Raw genomic sequence first — 18,238 nt, 5'->3', positions numbered from 1 at the left:
GAGCGGGAGGACGAACGCCTTATCCAGAGAGACTAGGCGCGGGTCAAATCGCGCTCGCGCCCTGCTCGGCGGAGCCGACGCTGGCGCGGAAGGCGGCGAACAGGTTGCGGCCCATGCCGAATTGCGGCTCGGTCGCCTCGGAGGCGGTCTCGCGCAGCGCGAGCTCCTCGGCCGGGACCAGCACCTCCAGGCTGCCGTTGTGGGCGTCCACCCGCACGACGTCGCCGTCCCGGATGCGCGCGATCGGTCCGCCGTCGGCGGCCTCGGGCGTGACATGGATCGCGGCCGGCACCTTGCCGGAGGCGCCCGACATCCGCCCGTCGGTGACCAGCGCGACCCTGTGGCCGCGCTTCTGCAGCACGGCGAGCGCCGGCGTCAGGCGGTGCAGCTCCGGCATGCCGTTCGCCTTGGGCCCCTGGAAGCGCACGACCGCGACCACGTCGCGGTTCAGCTCGCCGGCGCGGAACGCGGCCTCCAGATCGTCCTGGCTGGAGAACACGCGAGCGGGCGCCTCGATCACCCAATATTGCGGGTCGACCGCCGACACCTTGATCACCGCGCGGCCCAGATTGCCGTCGAGCAGCTTGAGCCCGCCCTCCGGCTGGAACGGCGTGGCGACCGGGCGGAGCACGCTCTCGTCGCCGCTCGCGGGCTCCAAATCGCGCCAGACGATCTCGCCTTCGACGAGCGTCGGCTCGCGGGCGTAGTCGGCGAGGCCGGTCCCCATCACCGTCAGCACGTCGTCATGCAGCAGGCCGGCGTCGCGCAGCTCGCGGATCAGATAGGGCATGCCGCCGGCGGCGTGGAAGTGGTTCACGTCGGCCGATCCGTTGGGGTAGATGCGGCAGAGCAGGGGGGTCGCGGCGGACAGCTCGTCGAAATCGTCCCAGGTCAGCGTGATCCCCGCGGCCCTCGCCATCGCGACGAGGTGGATCGCGTGGTTGGTCGAGCCGCCTGTGGCGTTGAGGCCGACAATGCCGTTCACGAAGGCGCGCTCGTCCAGAATCCGGCCGATCGGCGCATAGCCGTTGCCGCTGCGGGTGATCGCGAGCGACTGGCTGACCGCGGCGCGGGTGAGGGCGTCGCGCAGCGGCGTGTTCGGCGGCACGAAGCTCGCGCCCGGCAGATGCAGGCCCATGATCTCCATCAGCATCTGGTTGGAGTTCGCGGTGCCGTAGAAGGTGCAGGTGCCGGGCGAATGGTAGCTCGCCGACTCCGCCTCGAGCAGTTCGGCGCGGCCGATCTTGCCCTCGGCGTAGAGCCCGCGGATGCGGCCCTTCTCGTCATTGGTCATGCCGGACGGCATCGGCCCGGACGGCACGAACACCGCGGGGAGATGGCCGAAGGCGAGCGCGCCGATCACGAGGCCGGGCACGATCTTGTCGCAGATGCCGAGATAGAGGGCGGCGTCGAACATGTCGTGGCTGAGCGAGACCGCGGTCGCGAGCGCGATCACGTCGCGCGAGAACAGGCTGAGCTCCATGCCGAGCCGCCCTTGCGTGACGCCGTCGCACATCGCCGGCACCCCGCCTGCGACCTGCGCCACCGCGCCGAGTTCGCGCGCCGCGGCGCGGATCAAGTCGGGGAAGCGCTCATAGGGCTGATGCGCCGACAGCATGTCGTTGTAGGCGGTGACGATCGCGACGTTCGGGACCGCCTGGCCCTTCAGCGCCGCCTTGTCGTCCGCGCCGCAGCCGGCGAAGCCGTGGGCGAGGTTGCCGCAGGAGAGCGCCGCGCGGTGGGGCCCCTCGGCCGCCGCCTTCGCGATCCCGTCGAGATAGCGCGCGCGGCCCTCGCGCGAACGGGCGACGATGGTTTCCGTCACGTCTGCGATGCGGGCGTCGAGGGTCATACGTGACCTCCCCGTCTGGCTCTGGCCGAGTGCGTGCTTCGAGACGCATCGCTGTCGCGATGCTCCTCAGCATGAGGATGTCGGCGCTTTGGCATCCTCTGCAATCCTCATGCTGAGGACGCCGCGCCTGCGGCCGTCTCGAAGCCCGCAGGCGGTCGGTCCGATGCTGGCACGTCCAGATCAGGGCGCCCAGACGACGTTCAGCGGCGCCGGCGCGTGGGCGATCACCGCGCGGATCGGCATCTCGAGGGCGTCGTCGCCCGCGAGCGCGCGATCGAGCACGTCCTTCTTGTCCGCGCCCTCGATGTGCAGCACCAGGACTTTCGCCGCGACGATCACGGGAAGCGTCAGGGTGATGCGCGGCTCGATCGCGGCGGGCGCCCGCATCGGAAGGGCGAGCGCCTTGCCGGTCGGATCGATCGCGTCCTCCAGCCGGTCGCCGCCGGGAAAGAAGGACGCCGTGTGGCCGTCGCCGCCCAGGCCGAGCACGGCGACGGTGAGCGGGCCGGGAAGGTCGGCGACCCGCTCCTGCACCTCCGGCAATCCGCCCTCGGGCGAGCCGGCGTCGGTCACGAGGGGCACGAAGGTCGCGCGCGCCGCCTCGTTCCAGAGCAGGTTCTCGATGACGAGCTTGGCGTTCGAACGCTCCTCCGTGTCCGGCACCCAGCGCTCGTCGACCAGCGTGATCGTGACGGATTCCCAGTCGAGCTCCTGCCGGGAGAGCTCGTGGAAGAACAGCTTCGGCGTGTTTCCCCCGGAGACCGCGAGCGTCGCCGCCCCGCCGTCGGCGATCTCCGTCCGCAGCGCGTCGGCGACCTCCCGGGCGAGCGCTTCCGCCAGAATCTGGCGGTCGGCGAAGGCGCGGAGATCGATTAGGGGAGACGTCATGCGGGGTCCTCGTGCCAGGTGCGGCCGTCGCGCTCGATGAGGGCGACGGCGGTCGACGGTCCCCATGTGCCGGCGGTGTAGGGATCGGGCGCGCGTCCCAGCCGGGACCACGCCTCGAGGATCGGATCCGCCCACATCCAGGCGGACTCGACCTCGTCGCGGCGCATGAACAGCGCCTGGTTGCCGCGGATCACGTCCATCAGGAGCCGCTCATAGGCGTCGGGGTTCGGACCCTTGAACGTCTCGGCGAAGGACAGGTTCAGAGGAACCTCGCGGAACCGCAACCCGCCGGGGCCCGGATCCTTGATCATCAGATAGAGCTTCACGCCCTCGTCGGGCTGCAGGCGGATGACGAGGCGGTTCGGGGCGAGGAAATCTCCGGCCGAGCCGAAGATCGACAGCGGGACGTGCCGGAACTGGATGACGATCTCGGAGACGCGGCTCGGCAGCCGCTTGCCGGTGCGCAGATAGAACGGCACGCCCGCCCAGCGCCAGGTGCGCACCTCCGCCTTCAGCGCCACGAAGGTCTCGGTCTCGCTGGTCGCCGCGTCCGGAAGCTCGTCGAGATAGCCTGGCACCGACTTGCCCCCGATCGCGCCCTGCCGGTACTGGCCGCGCACGGTGAGCCCGCGGACGTTGCTCTCGTCGATCGGCTTCAGGGCGCGCAGCACCTTGAGCTTCTCGTCGCGGAGCGAATCCGCCTCCATGGCCGAGGGCGGCTCCATCGCGACCAGGCAGAGGAGCTGCAGCATGTGGTTCTGGATCATGTCGCGCAGCGCGCCGGAGCGGTCGTAGTAGCCGCCGCGCCCCTCGACCCCGACGGTCTCGGCCACCGTGATCTGGACGTGGTCGACATGGGCGGAATCCCACACCGGTTCGAACAGCACGTTGGCGAAGCGCAGCGCCATCAGGTTCTGCACCGTCTCCTTCCCGAGATAGTGGTCGATCCGGTAGATCTGGCCCTCGGTCAGCACGTCGGCGACCGCCGAATTGATCTCCTGCGCGGAGGCGAGATCGCGGCCGAGCGGCTTCTCCAGCACCACGCGCGTCTTCGGCGTGATCAGGGCGTGCTTGGACAGGCCGTGGGCGATGGCGTCGAACAGGTCCGGCGAGGTGGCGAGATAGAAGGCGCGCACCCGGTCGAGGCCGTCGGCGATGAGCGCCTTCAGATCGTCCCAACCTTCGTCGCTCTTCGCGTCGACCGAGACGAAATGCAGCCGGTCGAGGAAACGCGCGAGGCAGGTCTTGTCGAGTTCCTCAGCGGGCACGAAGGCTTCGAGCGCCTTCTTCACGTCGGCGCGGAACGCTTTACGGTCGAGATCGCTGCGCGAGACGCCGATGATGCGGCTCGGATCAGTCAACTGGCCGTCGCGGTCGCGCCGGTAGAGCGACGGAAACAGCTTGCGGTGGGCGAGGTCGCCCGTGCCCCCGAACACCACGAGGTCGAAGGGATCGACGGCGACGATGCGGCTCGTCATCGGCGGAAGGACTCCACTGGCGGAAGCGACGCTCGCAACAGGAGGCGATGCTCGGAGGGCTGATCTCGCAGGCGCGAGATGATGGCGCGGCCGCCCCGGCTGTCAAATGCGCCGGCGGTCGGGAGGCCGCGCAGTGAAGCGTGGGGCCGCGGCCGCTCTTCCGCAAGGCGCGACGGCCGCGTCAGCCGCCGCTCCGCCATGTGAAGGCGGGCTTGCGCTTGTCGAGGAACGCCTGCGCGCCCTCCTTGAGATCCTCGCCGGCGAACCCGCCGCGCCAGAGCGCCTCCAGCGCCGCGTGATCGGGCGCCTCGTCGTCGAGCGCGTCGACGATCCGCTTCGACGCCGCGAGCGAATATCGCGAATTGGCGAGGATCTGGCCAGCTAGCGTCTCGACCTCGCTCGCAAGATCGCCCGCGGGAACCACCCGGTCGACAAGGCCGATCCGCAGCGCCTCCTCGGCCAGGATGAGCCGGCCGGTGAACAGCAGGTCCTTCGCGGCCGCCCGCCCGACCGCTGCGACGAGCCGGCGCGTGCTCGCGACGGGGTAGACGATTCCGAGCTTCGCCGGCGTGACCCCGAAACGGGTCCCCTCGGCGGCGATCCGGATGTCGCAGGCGAGCGCGATCTGGCAGCCGCCGCCGACGCAGACGCCCTCGATCGCCGCGATCGTCGGACGGTCGACGGCGGCGACGGCCTCCTCGCCGCCGCGCACCGCATCGGCGAAGGCGTCACGCCGCGCGGCGTCGGCGGTCGTGAGCGCGACGAACTCGGCGATGTCGGCGCCCGCGCTGAAGATCCCGCTCGCGCCGCGGACGACGACCACCGCGATCTCCGGATCGGCCGCGATCTGCGCCGCGACGTCGACGAAGGCGCGCCAGGCCGCTTCGTCGATCGCGTTCTTCTTCGCCGCCCGGTCGATCACGATCGTGGCGCGCGCGCCGTCGCGGAGGAGACGGACGGCGGACGGTTCGTCGGGCATCGCTTTCCCTTTCGCGAGAGTGGCGCCCGCCTCTGTTAGCACCTGCCCGGCGCCTGCCGCCAATCTGCGGACGCGCAAAGCGAACCGGTCACAAGCTTGCAGTCCTGCAACTAAAGGCTTTCGGGACTTCCGCTTGCGGGTCGTCCGATCCGGCCTCACCTTGCGGCCCAATCGAAGCGGGCCGATCTGGTCCGGGCGGATCAGGAGGCTGCGATGGCCAAGGTGCTGGTGCTGTACTACTCGACCTATGGGCATATCGAGACGATGGCGAACGCCGTCGCCGAAGGCGCGCGCGAGGCCGGCGCGGAGGTCGCGGTGAAGCGCGTGCCCGAGACCGTGCCGGAAGACGTGGCGCGGCAGAGCCATTTCAAGCTCGACCAGGCAGCCCCGGTCGCGACCGTCGACGAGCTTTCCGACTACGACGCGATCGTCTTCGGCGCTCCGACCCGCTTCGGCACCGTCGCCTCGCAGATGCGCTCTTTCATCGACCAGACGGGCGGGCTGTGGTTCGCCGGCAAGCTCGTCGGCAAGGTCGGCTCCGTGTTCACCTCGTCGGCCACCCAGCATGGCGGGCAGGAGAGCACGATCCTTGGCTTCGTCCCGACCCTGCTGCACCACGGCATGGTGGTCGTAGGTCTGCCCTACGCCTTCGCCGGACAGATGAATATGGACGAGATCACCGGCGGATCGCCCTACGGCGCAAGCACCCTCGCCAAGAGCGACGGCTCGCGCCAGCCGAGCGAGAACGAGCTCGCCGGCGCCCGCTTCCAGGGCAAGCATGTCGCGGAGATCGCAGCCAAGCTCGCGGGCTGAAGGATCGACAGGGCGCCTTGACGGGCGCGGCCCTCAGGCCGCGTCCTTCCAGCCGTAGATCCAGTCGTAGCGCCGCAGCAGCGCGCTGGTCGGCGCGAGCATCAACGCCGCGTTGCGGGCGCGGGCGCGCATGCCCGCCATGTGATTGATCTCGATCTGGCGGCGCGCCTGGACCTGCATCCGGGCGGCGCGCATCAGCCGCGCCGCCTCATAGGCGCCGAGCGGATCGGGTCCTTCCGCCGCAACGAGACGGGCGAGCGTCGCCGCGTCTTCGATCGCGAAGGCCGCGCCCTGCGCGAGCGTCGGCAGAGCCGCGTGGGCCGCGTCGCCGATCAGGGCGATGCGGCCGCGACGTAGCCGCGCGTCGGGAGGGCGGTCGAACAGGGGCCAGGGCGTCCAGTGCGTCGCGGCTCCGACCAGGTCGCGCGCAGGCTGCGCCCATGACGCGACGATCTCGGGAGCGCCGGAGGCCCGTTCGTCGCCGATCACCACCACGTTCGCTTCGCGCCCCTTGCGCAGGGGATAGACCACGAGATGGGCGCCCGGGCCCATCCAGATCGTCACGTTCAGGCTCTTGAAGGTCTTCGGCAACGCGGCGGCCGGCGTGACGGCGCGCCAGGCGACCAGTCCGCGGCCGCGAACGCCGGTCGGAAGCTTCAGCGCGCGCCGCACGACCGAGCGCAGGCCGTCGGCGCCGGCGAGCCACCCGCCCTCGATCGCGGCGGGACCGTCCGCCGTGGCGACGTCGAGCGCGACTCCGTCGTCCGTCTCGCGGGCGTCCTTCACCTCGGTTCCCAGAATGAGGTCGATCGCGCTCTCGGAGGCGATCGCCTCCAGCAAGGCTTCCTGAAGATCGGCGCGGTGGATGACGCGGTACGGCGCGCCCCAGCGCCGCTCGGCGGCTCGCCCGAACGGGAGCGTCTTCAGCGTCCGGCCGCTCGGGGCGTCGGCGATCGATACGGCCTCGGGCCGCGTCGAGACCGCGTCGAGCGCCGGGCCGAGGCCAAGCGCGTCGAGCACGCGGCCGGCGTTGGCGGAGAGCTGCACCCCGGCGCCGGTCTCTTCCAGCATGGCCGCGCGCTCCACCAACCGGCTCGCCACGCCGCGGCGGGCGAGCGCGAGCGCGAGCGTCAGCCCTCCGGGTCCCGCTCCGGCGATCAGGGCGGGGCCGAGGGCCGGCGTGCTCACGCCGGCGCCGGCGTGCGCCAGAGGCAGCCGGCCGGGTCGGATTCATCCGCATGCAGCGCGGCGCTGAATTTGTAGAGCGTCGAGCAGTAGGGGCAGACGATCTCGTCGTCCGATCCCATGTCGAGGAAGACATGCGGATGGTCGAAGGGCGGCTTGGCGCCCACGCACATGAACTCGCGCGCCCCGATGTGGATGGCGGAGACGCCCGCGTCGTTCGCGAAATGCGGGATCGCATGGTCGGCCATCGCGGCTCCTTCGAGGTCGGCGAATTCGTCCTCGTCGCTTACGAAAGTTGGACGACCGCGGCAAGACGACGGGGCGTCGCGCGCCGCGCGGGGCTGAGGCGCGGCTCGCCCGCTTTCCCGCCACGAGACGCGACGTTATAGGTCGGCCGCCTTGCTGGGACGCCAGACGGAGATTCCATGCCGACCTTCCAGTCCGACGGACTCGAACTCGCCTACCGCGACGAGGGCGAAGGCGAACCGATCCTTCTGATCCACGGCTTCGCGTCGTCGCTCGACGTCAACTGGGTCGGACCCGGCTGGTTCGACACGCTGACGCGCGACGGGCGCCGGGTGATCGCGATCGACAACCGCGGCCACGGCGCGAGCGAGAAGCCCTACGATCCGTCCTTCTACGGCTCCGACCTGATGGCGGGCGACGCGCTTGCTCTCCTCGACCATCTCGACGTCGCGCGCGCCGACGTCATGGGCTACTCGATGGGCGCGCGCGTGACCGCGCTGCTCGCGATCCGCCATCCCGCCCGGCTGCGCAGCGCGATCCTCGGCGGCATGGGCGAGGGGCTGCTGCACGGCGCGCCGTCGGCCGACGCGATCGCGGACGGGCTGCTCGCCGAGAACGCCGACGACGTCACCCATCCGACCGCGAAGATGTTCCGCCGCTTCGCCGACGTCACGAAAGGGGACCGCAAGGCGCTCGCCGCCTGCATGCGGGCGCAGCGCTCGCTGGTGAGCAAGGACATGCTCGCGACCATCACGGTCCCGACGCTGGTCGCGGTCGGCACGGAGGACGACGTGTCGGGCGACCTCGACGCGCTTGTGGCCCTCATCCCCGGCGCCGAGGCGCTGCCGATCCCGCGGCGCGATCACAACCGCGCGGTCGGCGACAAGGTCTACAAGGAAGGGGTCTTGTCGTTCCTCGCAAGGCGTCCTTAATGCTGGCTGCGGCCTCGACCAATTTCATGCCTGAGACGTTTACCGGCGTGTGGTATGTGTCCGCGACGGTGGCCGGACCGCCTCCAGGATCTGTCGCATGAGCAAGTTCGCACGCGCTGAAATCCACAATCTGAAGACGCTCGACCCGGTCTGGGCGCGCATCCGCGCCGAGGGCGAGGACATCGTGCGCCGCGAGCCGGAGCTCGGCGGCTTCGTGATGGCGAGCGTGCTCAACCACGAGCGCCTGGAGCAGGCGGTGGGGCACCGCGTGGCGTCCCGGCTCGATCATGTCGACGTGCCGCGCTCCTTGATCTGGCAGGCCTTCGAGGAAGCGACGTCGGCGGATCCGGAGATCGGCCACGCGATCCGCGCCGATCTGAACGCGGTCGTCGAGCGCGACGCCGCCTGCCACCGCGCCATCGAGCCGCTGCTGCACTTCAAGGGATTCCACGCGATCCAGGCGCATCGCCTGGCGCACTGGCTGTGGAAGCAGGGCCGGCGCGACTTCGCGCTCTACATCCAGAGCCGCGCCTCCAACGTGTTCCAGGTCGACGTGCATCCCGCGGCGCCGTTCGGGCGCGGGGTGTTCTTCGACCACGCCACCGGCGTCGTGATCGGCGAGACCGCGGTGATCGAGGACAACGTCTCGCTGCTCCACGGCGTCACGCTCGGCGGCACCGGCAAGAGCGACCAGGACCGCCACCCCAAGATCCGCCACGGCGTGCTGATCGGCGCCGGCGCGTCGATCCTCGGCAACATCGAGGTGGGCCACTGCTCGCGCGTGGCGGCGAACTCCGTCGTGCTGCGCGACGTGCCGCCGAACGTCACCGTCGTCGGCATCCCCGCCCGCATCGTCGGCGCCTCGCCCTGCGCCGAGCCCGCCCAGTCGATGGACCAGATCTTCTACGACGCCGGCATCTGACGCCCGACGGCTTCATCGCCGCCGCTGGGCCGTCATGCCCCGGGCAATGACGGCCGTTATTCCCAAGACGCCGTCGCTCCCCATCCGTCTTTCGCCGCCTTGCGGCCGTCGGCCCGATCCCGCATGGCAAAGGCGGGAGGACGCTGGAGATGACGGCACGATCATCGGGGCGGACCGTGTCGAAAGCGGACGCCGGCGGCGCGCTGGCGGACCGCATCACGGCGACGTTCAAGCCCGCCGACGCGCGGGGCGCGCGAAAGCGCGTCAACGACCTGCTCAAGACGGCGGAGGCCGAAGCGCTTGCCTCTCTCGCTGAGGTGCCGCCCGTGCGCGGCCTGCTCGAGGCGGCCGCCGACTTCTCGCCCTTCCTGTGGGGGCTGATCGAGCGCGAGCCCGAGCGCGCCGCGCGCGTCTTCGCAGCCGACCCCCAGGGCCATGTCGCCGGGATCGTCGAGCAGATGGCCGCGGCCGCCGCGGGAGACGACCGCGCCGCGCTCGCTCGCGCGCTCCGGCAGGGCCGCGCCGAGGGCGCGCTGACGGCGGCGCTCGCCGACCTCGGCGGCCTCTGGGACTGCGAACAGGTCACCGCCGCGCTCTCCGACATGGCCGAGGCCGCGATCCGCGCGGCGACCCGCTTCGCGCTGCGCGAGGCGCATGACGGCGGGCGGCTGAAGCTCGCCGACCCCGCGGACCCGGAAGCAGGCTCCGGCTTCTTCATCCTCGGCATGGGCAAGCTCGGCGCCCGCGAGCTCAACTTCTCCTCCGACGTCGACCTGATCGCCCTCTACGACCCGGAGGTCGTTCCGGCCCGCGAGGGCGAGGAGCTGACGCCGCTCTTCGTGCGCGTCACGCAGACCATCGTGAAGCTGCTGCAGGAGCGCACCGCCGACGGCTATGTCGCCCGCGTCGACCTCCGCCTGAGGCCGGATCCGAGCTCGACCGCCGTCGCGATCTCGCGCGACATGGCGATGCAGTATTACGAATCCGCCGGCCAGAACTGGGAGCGCGCCGCCATGATCAAGGCGCGTGTCGTGGCGGGGGACGCGGCCGCCGGCGACGCCTTCCTCGCGGAGCTCGGCCCGTTCATCTGGCGCCGGTCGCTCGATCATGCCGCGATCGCCGACATCCACGCCATGAAGCGGCAGATCCACGCCCATAAGGGCCATGGCGAGGTGGCGGTCGAGGGCCACAACCTCAAGCTCGGCCGCGGCGGCATCCGCGAGATCGAATTTTTCGTGCAGACGCAGCAGCTTGTCGCCGGCGGCCGCGATCCGGACTTAAGGGCGCGCGGCACCGTCGAGATGCTGGGGCGGTTGGCCGAGGCCGGTTGGATCGCGCCGCGCGCCCGCGACCAGCTCGGCGAGGCCTACGGCTTCCTGCGCACGCTCGAGCACCGGGTGCAGATGGTCGAGGACGCGCAGACCCACACGCTGCCGGACGACCGCAAGGCGCTCGCCCGTTTCGCGCGCTTCGCGGGCTATGACGGCCGCGACGCCTTCGCCGAGGCGCTGCTCAAGCGGCTGAAGACGGTGCAGCGGCATTACGCAAGGCTGTTCGAGGACGCGCCGCCTCTGTCGGCCGACATCGGAAGCCTGGTCTTCACCGGCGAGGAGGACGACCCCGACACGCTCGAGACCCTCGCCGGCCTGGGCTACGCCGAGCCGTCGTCGGTGTCGCGCACGGTGCGCGGCTGGCACCGCGGGCGCTTCCCTTCGACCCGCAGCGCGCGCGCCCGCGAACTGCTGACCGAGCTCGCGCCGACGCTGCTTGCGACCTTCGCGCGCTCCGGCCGGCCGGACGCCGCTCTGAACGGTTTCGACAAGGTGCTGGAGCGCTCCACCGGCGGCGTCGCGCTGCTCGCGCTGATCCGCGCGCACCCGGACATCCTGAACCTGTTCGCCGACGCGCTCGGCGCCGCGCCGCGGCTGGGCGAAACGCTGGCGCGCCGGCCGCGAGTGCTGGACGCGCTGCTCGACCCCGCCTTCTTCGGCCATCTGCCGAGCCGCGAGGAGCTCGACGCCCATGTGCGCCAGGCCCTGTCGCAGGCGGCCACCTATGAGGACGCGCTCGACCGCGCCCGCATCGTGGGGCAGGAGCTGAACACGCTGGTCGCCCTGCGGGTCGCGTCCGGGACGGTGTCTGCGGATAAAGCGGGCTACGCCTTCGCGCGCGCCGCCGACGCGCTGGTCGCCGCCTTGTTCGAGCGGGCGGAGACGGAGCTGATCCGCGTCCATGGCCGCGTGCCCGGCGGGGCGGCGGCCGTCGTCGCGCTCGGCAGGCTCGGCGGCGAGGAGATGACGGCGGCCTCCGATCTCGACCTCATCCTGCTCTACGACCACCCGGACGCCGCCGCGGAGACCGACGGCGCGCGGCCGATCGCGCCCGCGCAATTCTACGCCCGGCTGACCCAGCGCCTCGTCGCGGCGCTGTCGGCGCCGACGGCCGAGGGCGTGCTCTACGAGGTCGACGTCCGTCTGCGCCCTTCCGGCCGCGCCGGGCCGCTCGCGACCAGGCTCAAGGCGTTCGAGGCCTATCAGGCCGAGGAGGCCGAGACCTGGGAGCACATGGCGCTGTCGCGCGCCCGCGTGATCGCAGGCCCCGCGCCGTTCCGCCGGAAGGTCGGACGCGCCATCGGCGCGGTGCTGACGATGCGCCGCGACCCGAAGCGGGTCGCGAGAGACGTCCGGGCGATGCGCGCCCTGCTCGACAAGGAGAAGGGCGCCGGCGGCCCGTGGAACCTGAAGCACGCGCCCGGCGGCCTCGTCGACATCGAGTTCGTCGCGCAAGGCCTGCAGCTCGCGCACGCCGCGGATCACCCGGAGATCCTGTTCACCTCCACCGCGTCCGCGCTCGACCGCGCGCGCGACGCCGGCCTGCTCGACCGGGGCGACTGGGAGATCCTGCACGCCGCGGCCCGTCTTCAGCTCGACCTCACCCAGATCCTGCGCCTCGCGGTCGACGGCCCGTTCGACCCGGCGACCGCGAGCGAAAGCCTCCGCCAGCTCCTCGCCCGCGTCGGCGAAGCGCCGGACTTCAAGACGCTGACGGCGACACTGGCCCAAGCGCAGAAGGCGGCGCGCAAGGCGTTCGAGCGGGTGATGAAGGGGCTGGGGTGAGGGGACGGCGGTCGCGGGAGAGCGCGGCTTAAGTGGAGCATGACCGCTTCAGGTCGAAACTGACGTCCCCAACGTGGATATCCACATTGGTTGACCTGTAGCAGCCGGCAAGGCGGTCACAGCCATCGTTTGAAGGACAGGTAATGCTCCAAAAAGCCACTGTAGAGCCGAGTAATTCACTCTTGTTCATCAGTGATCGAAATGGAGGCTCCGATCCCGAGCCGACGGGCGAGCATCTGCTTTGGACCGAATCGGCGATTTCGATTACGTGTTACCCATGGCAAGATGGACCGACAGAGTTGACCCTCTGTCATGCGGGTGACGCCGTATTCGAAGGGCCCCCAATATTCGACAGGGAGCTCGATACTCCCAATAGAGAAGTAATCATCACGACAGTCGAGTGGGACGTCGTGTTGAGCGCGCGTGTCGAGTTTAAGCGAACGCGCATTCGCATCTGGGAAAATGATCCCAAGTGGCCCAACGACATCCGCATCGTTCTCGGCTGACCGCCGCGCTTTAGGCGATCTTCTCTTCCGCCTGCATCGCCTCGTCGACGCGGACCGGGAGGCGGATGAGCACTACGGTGCCGACGCCGAGCGTCGAGCGGATCCGCATCGAGCCGCCATGCAGCTCGGCGAGCGAACGGGCGATCGCGAGGCCGAGGCCCGAGCCCTTGTGGCTCTTGGAGAACTGGTTCTCCACCTGCTCGAACGGCCGGCCGAGCTTCTCGATCGCGTCCTTCGGGATGCCGATGCCGGTGTCCTCGATATAGAGGTTCATCGCCCCGCCGACCGCGCGGGTGCGGATCGTCACGCGGCCGCCGGCGGGGGTGAACTTCACCGCGTTCGACAGCAGATTGAGCAGGATCTGCTTGAGCGCGCGGCGGTCGACCTCGACGGTCACGCCGGTCGCGGCCTCGGCGCGCAGCGCGATCGACTTCTCCTCCGCCCGCGGGGTGATCACCCGCATCGCGTCGAGCACCACCTTGTCGATGTCGATGGTCTCGGGGCTGATCCGGAACCGGCCGGCCTCGATCTTCGACATGTCGAGCACGTCGTTGATTACGTCGAGCAGATACTGCCCGCTCTCGCGGATGTCGCGGAGATATTCGGAGTATTTCTCCGAGCCGAGCGGGCCGAACAGGCCGGATTCCATGATCTCGGAGAAGCCGAGAATGGCGTTCAGCGGCGTGCGCAGCTCATGCGAGATGTTGGCGAGGAACTCGGATTTCGCCTGGCTCGCGCTCACCGCCTCGCTCTTCTGCTCGGCGTAGCGCTCGGCGAGGTCGGCGAGCTGCTGGGCCTGGACCTCGAGCGTCTGGCGCGATTTGCGCAGGTCGGCGACGTTCGCCATCAGCGCCTTCTCGCTGTCCATCAGGCGCTCTTCCTGACGCTTCAGCGAGGTGATGTCGGTGCCCACCGAGACGAAGCCGCCGTCCTTGGTGCGGCGCTCGTTGATCGCGAGCCAGCGGCCGTCCTCGATCTGCGCCTCGTAGGAGCGGGCGCCGTCCTCGACGCGGCCGTCGGGCCGCACCGAATTGACGATCACCGGCTGGCGGCCGGCGGCGATGATGTCCTCGCGCGGCGCGCCGGGGATCACGGCCTCGTCCGAGAGCTCGTAAAGCTGCTGGAATTTCGAGTTGCAGGTGACGAGGCGGCTGCTCGCGTCCCACAGCACGAAGGCCTCCGAGATCGTCTCGACGGCGTCGCGCAGCCGCATGTCGGCGGTGGCGGTGCGCTCGGCGAGCAAGCGCTGCTCGGTGACGTCGACGCAGATGCCGACGAGGCGAGGACCGGCGTCGCCGCGGCCGCGCACGACGTCGGCGCGGGCGCGCAGCCATTTCCACTCGTCGCGCGCGTCGCGGACGCGGAACACGCGGTCGATCGTCTCGGCGCGGCCGGAGGCGATCTCGTCGGCGAGCGCGAACAGGTCGGCGTCGTCGGGATGCACGATCGCGTTGAACTCGCCGAAGGAGAGCAGCGCGTCGCGCGGCTCGTGGCCGAGCATCTCGAACAGCGAGCGCGACCAGAAGATGCGGCCATGCGCGATGTCCCAGTCGAACAATCCGCAATGGCCGCGCGACAAAGCGGTGTCGATGCGGGTCTGGAGATGGGCGTAGACGTCGTCGGTCCGCCTGGCGCGCGACGACTGCCAGTGAAAGGCGAAGCCGAGGAGGGCGAGCACCAGGCCGATCGTCGAATACAGCGTGACGGAGGCGCGCGCGCCGTCGCGCCAGGGCGCCAGGGCGTCGTCGACGTTCTGCAGCAGCGCGATCTGGCCGGAGCGGCCCGCGGGAAGGCTGCGCACGGTGGCGAGCGCCGGAACGCCGTCGGGCAGCGTCAGGGTCATCACCCCGGCGCGTTCGCCGAAGGTGGTGAGCGGCTGCGCGGGCCCGAGCAGGGTGACGAGATCGGCGGGCTTCGCCCCCTCCGGCGCGCCGCTCGCCGCGACGATCCGTCCGCCGTCGTCGGCGAGATAGACCCGGCGCCCCTGGTCGAGCGCGGCGCGGGGCAACACGTCGGTGAGCGCGGCGTCGCCGCGCACCTCGGTCGAGGAGGTCTCGTAGGCGACCACGGCCGCCAGCATCGCGAGGTCGTCGGCGGCGGCGCGAAGCGTCCGGCTCCGGGCGTCGAGGGTCTGCAGCACCGCGCTGCCGCCCAGCACCGCGAGGAACACCACGATCAGGATCGGGATGATGCGTCGGAGCGCCGGCTCGGCGACGACGATGCGACGGCGTAGCGGCGCGAGCCAGGCGAGGATGGCTGTCTGGCGTGTGTAGCGACGCAAAGGCATCCCCGCCACGGTGGCGCGCGCCATCGCAGTGTCCTTCCGCTCGATGATAAGATGAAGTCGATCCGAGGAACCCCCGACGTTTCGAATCGACTTGGACATTAGAATCAATAGTGCGGGGTGCTGTCCAGTGTGAATTAACCGAGCGTTAAATACTTTTCGCGCTGCGGCGGAAAAGTGGAGTCGGATGAATCACTTGCGTCTTACGCGGCGAGCGCGCGCCGCACGATGTCGGCGACGTCCGGCGACAGGCGGGGGGCCTCGGCGATCCGGCGGAGCGCCTGCTCCGCCTTGCCGCGTCGCGTCGGCTCGAGCGCGCGCCATGTCCGGAACGCGCCAAGCAGCCTCGCCGCGACCTGCGGGTTCGTGGCGTTGAGCTCCAGCGCGACGCCCGCGACGAAATCGTAGCCCGCCCCGTCCGGCCGGTTGAACTGCGTCGGATTGCTCGACCCGAACGCGCCGATCAGCGAGCGGACGCGATTGGGATTGCCGATGTCGAAGGCCGGAGACCCCATCAGGGTCTGGACGCGGTCGAGCGTGCCCGGCAGCGGGGCGGAGGCCTGGATCACGAACCATTTGTCCATGAGCAGCGGGTCGCCCCCGAAGCGCGCGGCGAAGTCGTCGAGCGCGTCCTCGCGCTCGGGGCCCGCGTGCAGAGACAGCGCCTGCAGCGCCATCACCCGGTCCGTCATGTTGCCGGCGCTCCGGTAGAGGGCGTGCGCCCGCGCCACGCCGTCAGGTTCGCCGCCGGCGGCCAGGAAGTCGAGCGCGGCGAATTTGAGCGCCCTGCGGCCCGCGGAGGCCGCGTCCGGCGAATAAGGGCCGGTCTCCGCGAGCCGCTCGAAGGCCGCCGCCAGAGGCCCGGCGAGCCGGCGCCGGAGCGCGGCCTTGAGCGCGGTCCGCGCGGCGTGGACCTGATCGGGATCGACGTCCGACCGCAGCTCGCGGGCGACGTCGCCCTCGCTCGGCAGCGCCGCCACCTGGGCGGCGTAGGCGCAGTCGGTCTCCTCCGGCGCGAAGACGCGGCCGATCGCGTCCGCAAGCCGCGGCTCGTCGATCGGCTCGCCGCCCTCGCGGACGGCGGCGACCGAGGCCACGAGGTTGCGCAGCGCGACGGTCTGCCCGGCCTGCCAGCGGTTGAACGGGTCGGAATCATAGGCTGCGAGGAACAGCAGGTGGTCGTCGGTCAGGTCCGACGTGACCTTCACCGGCGCGGAGAAGCCGCGGAACAGCGAAGGGATCGGCCGCCGCGCGACCTGCTCGAACACGAGCCGGGTGGTCTCAGCCTGAAGCGCGAAGACCGGCCCCGCGGCTGCGCCGTCGACCACGAGATCGACGTCGCGGCCGTCCGGATCGACGAGCCCGAGCGCGAGGGGGATCACCACCGGCTTCTTGGTCGACTGGCCGGGCGTCGGCGGCGTGGACTGGCGGGCCTCCAGCGTGAAGGTCCGCGCGGCCTCGTCATAGGAGGTCGTGACCTCGACGTCCGGCGTGCCGGCCTGGCCGTACCAGCGCATCCACTGGGTCATGTCGCGGCCGGAGGTTTCGGCGAAGCAGGCGACGAACTGCTCGATCGTGCAGGCCTCACCGTCGTGGCGATCGAAATAGAGGTCCATGCCGGCCCGGAAAGCGGCGTCGCCGATCCAGGTCTTCAGCATGCGGATCACCTCGGCGCCCTTCTCGTACACGGTGGGCGTGTAGAAGTTGTTGATCTCGTGGTAGATTTCGGGCCGGACGGGGTGGGCGAGCGGCCCTGCGTCCTCGGCGAACTGCAGCGCGCGGAGATTGCGCACGTCCTGGATGCGCTTCACCGGCCGCGAGCGCATGTCGGAGGTGAACTCCTGGTCGCGGAACACGGTCAGCCCTTCCTTCAGGCAGAGCTGGAACCAGTCGCGGCAGGTGATGCGGTTGCCCGTCCAGTTGTGGAAGTATTCGTGCGCGATGATCGCCTCGATATTGGCGTAGTCGCCGTCGGTCGCGGTCTCGGGGCTGGCGAGCACGTATTTGTCGTTGAAGACGTTGAGGCCCTTGTTCTCCATCGCGCCCATGTTGAAGTGCGACACCGCGACGACCATGAAGACGTCGAGGTCGTACTCCCGGCCGAACGCCTGCTCGTCCCAGCGCATCGAGGCCTTGATGGACTCCATGGCGTGCGAGGCGCGGTCTTCCTTGCCGTGCTCGACGAACACCTTCAGCGCGACGGTCCGGCCGCCCATGGTGACGAACTCGTCCTCGACGACGCCGAGGTCGCCGGCGACCAGCGCGAACAGGTAGGACGGCTTCGGGTGCGGGTCATGCCACACCGCGAAACGGCGCCCGTCGCCGGCGTCGCCGGTCTCGACGAGATTGCCGTTCGACAGCAGGAGAGGGGTCTCGTCCGTCGGCCCTTCGATGCGCGTGGTGTAGGTCGCGAGCACGTCCGGCCGGTCGAGGAAATAGGTGATGCGGCGGAAGCCTTCCGCCTCGCATTGCGTGCAGTAGGAGGCGTTGGAGCGGTAAAGCCCCATCAGCCTCGTGTTCGCCGTCGGGTCGATTTCGGTGACGATCTCGAGCTCGAACGGCCCGCGCGGCGGGTTCGCGATCCTGAGCGACGCCGGCGAGACGTCGAGCGCGTCGGCCGCGAGCGTCACGCCGTCGATCGCGGCTGAGATCAGCGTCAGCTCGTCGCCGTCGAGCGCGAGGGCCGCGGACGCATCGCCCTCCGGGTTGGGCCGCATCTTGAGCCGGGCCGTCACCCGCGTCGCCGTCGGGTCGAGCTTCACGTCGAGATGGACCTCGTCGATCAGGAAGTCCGACGGGCGGTAGTCGACGAGACGGACGGGGCGGGGATCCTCGGCGCGCATGGGCTCTCCGGCAGGCTGAAGGCAGGCGCCCGGTGTAGGCCCGCGATAGCGGCGGAGGCAAGGCGGGGCGCTTCCCGGGCGTTGCGCGCAGGGATGAAACGAAAGCGCCTCTTCGCCCGGCTCACGGGCGGGCCGCGAGGAGGGCGAAGAGGCGCAGTCTTCAAGGTGTCGCTCTCTCCTCACGCCGCGAGGCG

General features: G+C 70.5%; 12 protein-coding genes. 4 read left to right on the top strand and 8 right to left on the bottom strand.

Translation table 11 applies throughout. The features are described 5' to 3' along the window. Nucleotides 1–43: 43 nt before the first annotated feature. From edd to ACO2RJ_RS07810, 4 genes are all read right to left on the bottom strand, one after another. The gene (gene edd, locus ACO2RJ_RS07825) at nt 44–1,852 is read right to left on the bottom strand and encodes a phosphogluconate dehydratase (protein ID WP_423267428.1); all 1,809 of its coding nucleotides are present in this window, start codon (nt 1,850–1,852) and stop codon (nt 44–46) included. Nucleotides 1,853–2,032: 180 nt separating this feature from the next. Further along, nucleotides 2,033–2,740 carry a 6-phosphogluconolactonase gene (gene pgl, locus ACO2RJ_RS07820; protein WP_423267427.1) on the bottom strand — a complete coding sequence of 236 codons (708 nt, stop codon included), beginning with the start codon at nt 2,738–2,740 and terminating at the stop codon, nt 2,033–2,035. After that, nucleotides 2,737–4,218: a glucose-6-phosphate dehydrogenase gene (gene zwf / locus ACO2RJ_RS07815; RefSeq protein WP_423267426.1), complete on the bottom strand. Its 1,482-nt coding sequence runs from the start codon at nt 4,216–4,218 to the stop codon at nt 2,737–2,739. Before zwf ends, pgl begins: the two co-directional genes overlap by 4 nt. Nucleotides 4,219–4,399: 181 nt before the next feature. Next, nucleotides 4,400–5,197, bottom strand: coding sequence for an enoyl-CoA hydratase/isomerase family protein (locus ACO2RJ_RS07810; RefSeq protein ID WP_423267425.1), 798 nt, complete (start codon nt 5,195–5,197; stop codon nt 4,400–4,402). Nucleotides 5,198–5,410: 213 nt separating this feature from the next. Between ACO2RJ_RS07810 and wrbA the strand changes: the two genes are divergently transcribed. Then, complete coding sequence (wrbA, locus tag ACO2RJ_RS07805; RefSeq protein WP_423267424.1) at nt 5,411–6,010, top strand: NAD(P)H:quinone oxidoreductase; 600 nt, start codon at nt 5,411–5,413, stop codon at nt 6,008–6,010. Between the two features lie 33 nt (nt 6,011–6,043). Here the strand turns inward: wrbA and ACO2RJ_RS07800 are convergent, their stop codons facing one another. Together ACO2RJ_RS07800 and ACO2RJ_RS07795 are read right to left on the bottom strand one after the other, a co-directional pair. After that, nucleotides 6,044–7,198, bottom strand: a complete 1,155-nt coding sequence (locus ACO2RJ_RS07800; RefSeq protein WP_423267423.1) for an FAD-dependent monooxygenase — start codon at nt 7,196–7,198, stop codon at nt 6,044–6,046. Further along, nucleotides 7,195–7,443, bottom strand: a complete 249-nt coding sequence (locus ACO2RJ_RS07795) for a zinc-finger domain-containing protein (protein WP_423267422.1) — start codon at nt 7,441–7,443, stop codon at nt 7,195–7,197. The genes ACO2RJ_RS07800 and ACO2RJ_RS07795 overlap by 4 nt, the downstream gene beginning before the upstream one ends. Before the next feature lie 177 nt (nt 7,444–7,620). Between ACO2RJ_RS07795 and ACO2RJ_RS07790 the strand changes: the two genes are divergently transcribed. The 3 genes from ACO2RJ_RS07790 (at nt 7,621) to ACO2RJ_RS07780 (ending at nt 12,411) form a co-directional block, all read left to right on the top strand. Further along, the gene (locus tag ACO2RJ_RS07790) at nt 7,621–8,373 is read left to right on the top strand and encodes an alpha/beta fold hydrolase (protein ID WP_423267421.1); all 753 of its coding nucleotides are present in this window, start codon (nt 7,621–7,623) and stop codon (nt 8,371–8,373) included. Nucleotides 8,374–8,470: 97 nt separating this feature from the next. Continuing rightward, a complete protein-coding gene (gene cysE / locus ACO2RJ_RS07785; RefSeq protein WP_423267419.1) occupies nt 8,471–9,295 on the top strand; it encodes a serine O-acetyltransferase in 825 nt (274 codons plus the stop codon). 149 nt (nt 9,296–9,444) lie between these two features. Continuing rightward, entirely contained in the window at nt 9,445–12,411 is a 2,967-nt protein-coding gene (locus tag ACO2RJ_RS07780) for a bifunctional [glutamine synthetase] adenylyltransferase/[glutamine synthetase]-adenylyl-L-tyrosine phosphorylase (RefSeq protein WP_423267418.1), read from the top strand. A gap of 516 nt (nt 12,412–12,927) precedes the next feature. Here the strand turns inward: ACO2RJ_RS07780 and ACO2RJ_RS07775 are convergent. Together ACO2RJ_RS07775 and pepN are read right to left on the bottom strand one after the other, a co-directional pair. After that, a complete protein-coding gene (locus ACO2RJ_RS07775) occupies nt 12,928–15,228 on the bottom strand; it encodes a PAS domain-containing sensor histidine kinase (RefSeq protein WP_423267416.1) in 2,301 nt (766 codons plus the stop codon). 176 nt (nt 15,229–15,404) lie between these two features. Then, the gene (gene pepN, locus ACO2RJ_RS07770) at nt 15,405–18,044 is read right to left on the bottom strand and encodes an aminopeptidase N (RefSeq protein WP_423267415.1); all 2,640 of its coding nucleotides are present in this window, start codon (nt 18,042–18,044) and stop codon (nt 15,405–15,407) included. Between the last annotated feature and the right edge of the window lie 194 nt (nt 18,045–18,238).

Source organism: Hansschlegelia sp. KR7-227, assembly GCF_049446035.1.
GTDB lineage: Bacteria > Pseudomonadota > Alphaproteobacteria > Rhizobiales > Methylopilaceae > Methylopila.
Note: the sequence above shows the minus strand (reverse complement) of the source record. Positions and strands in the feature narration are given on the sequence as shown.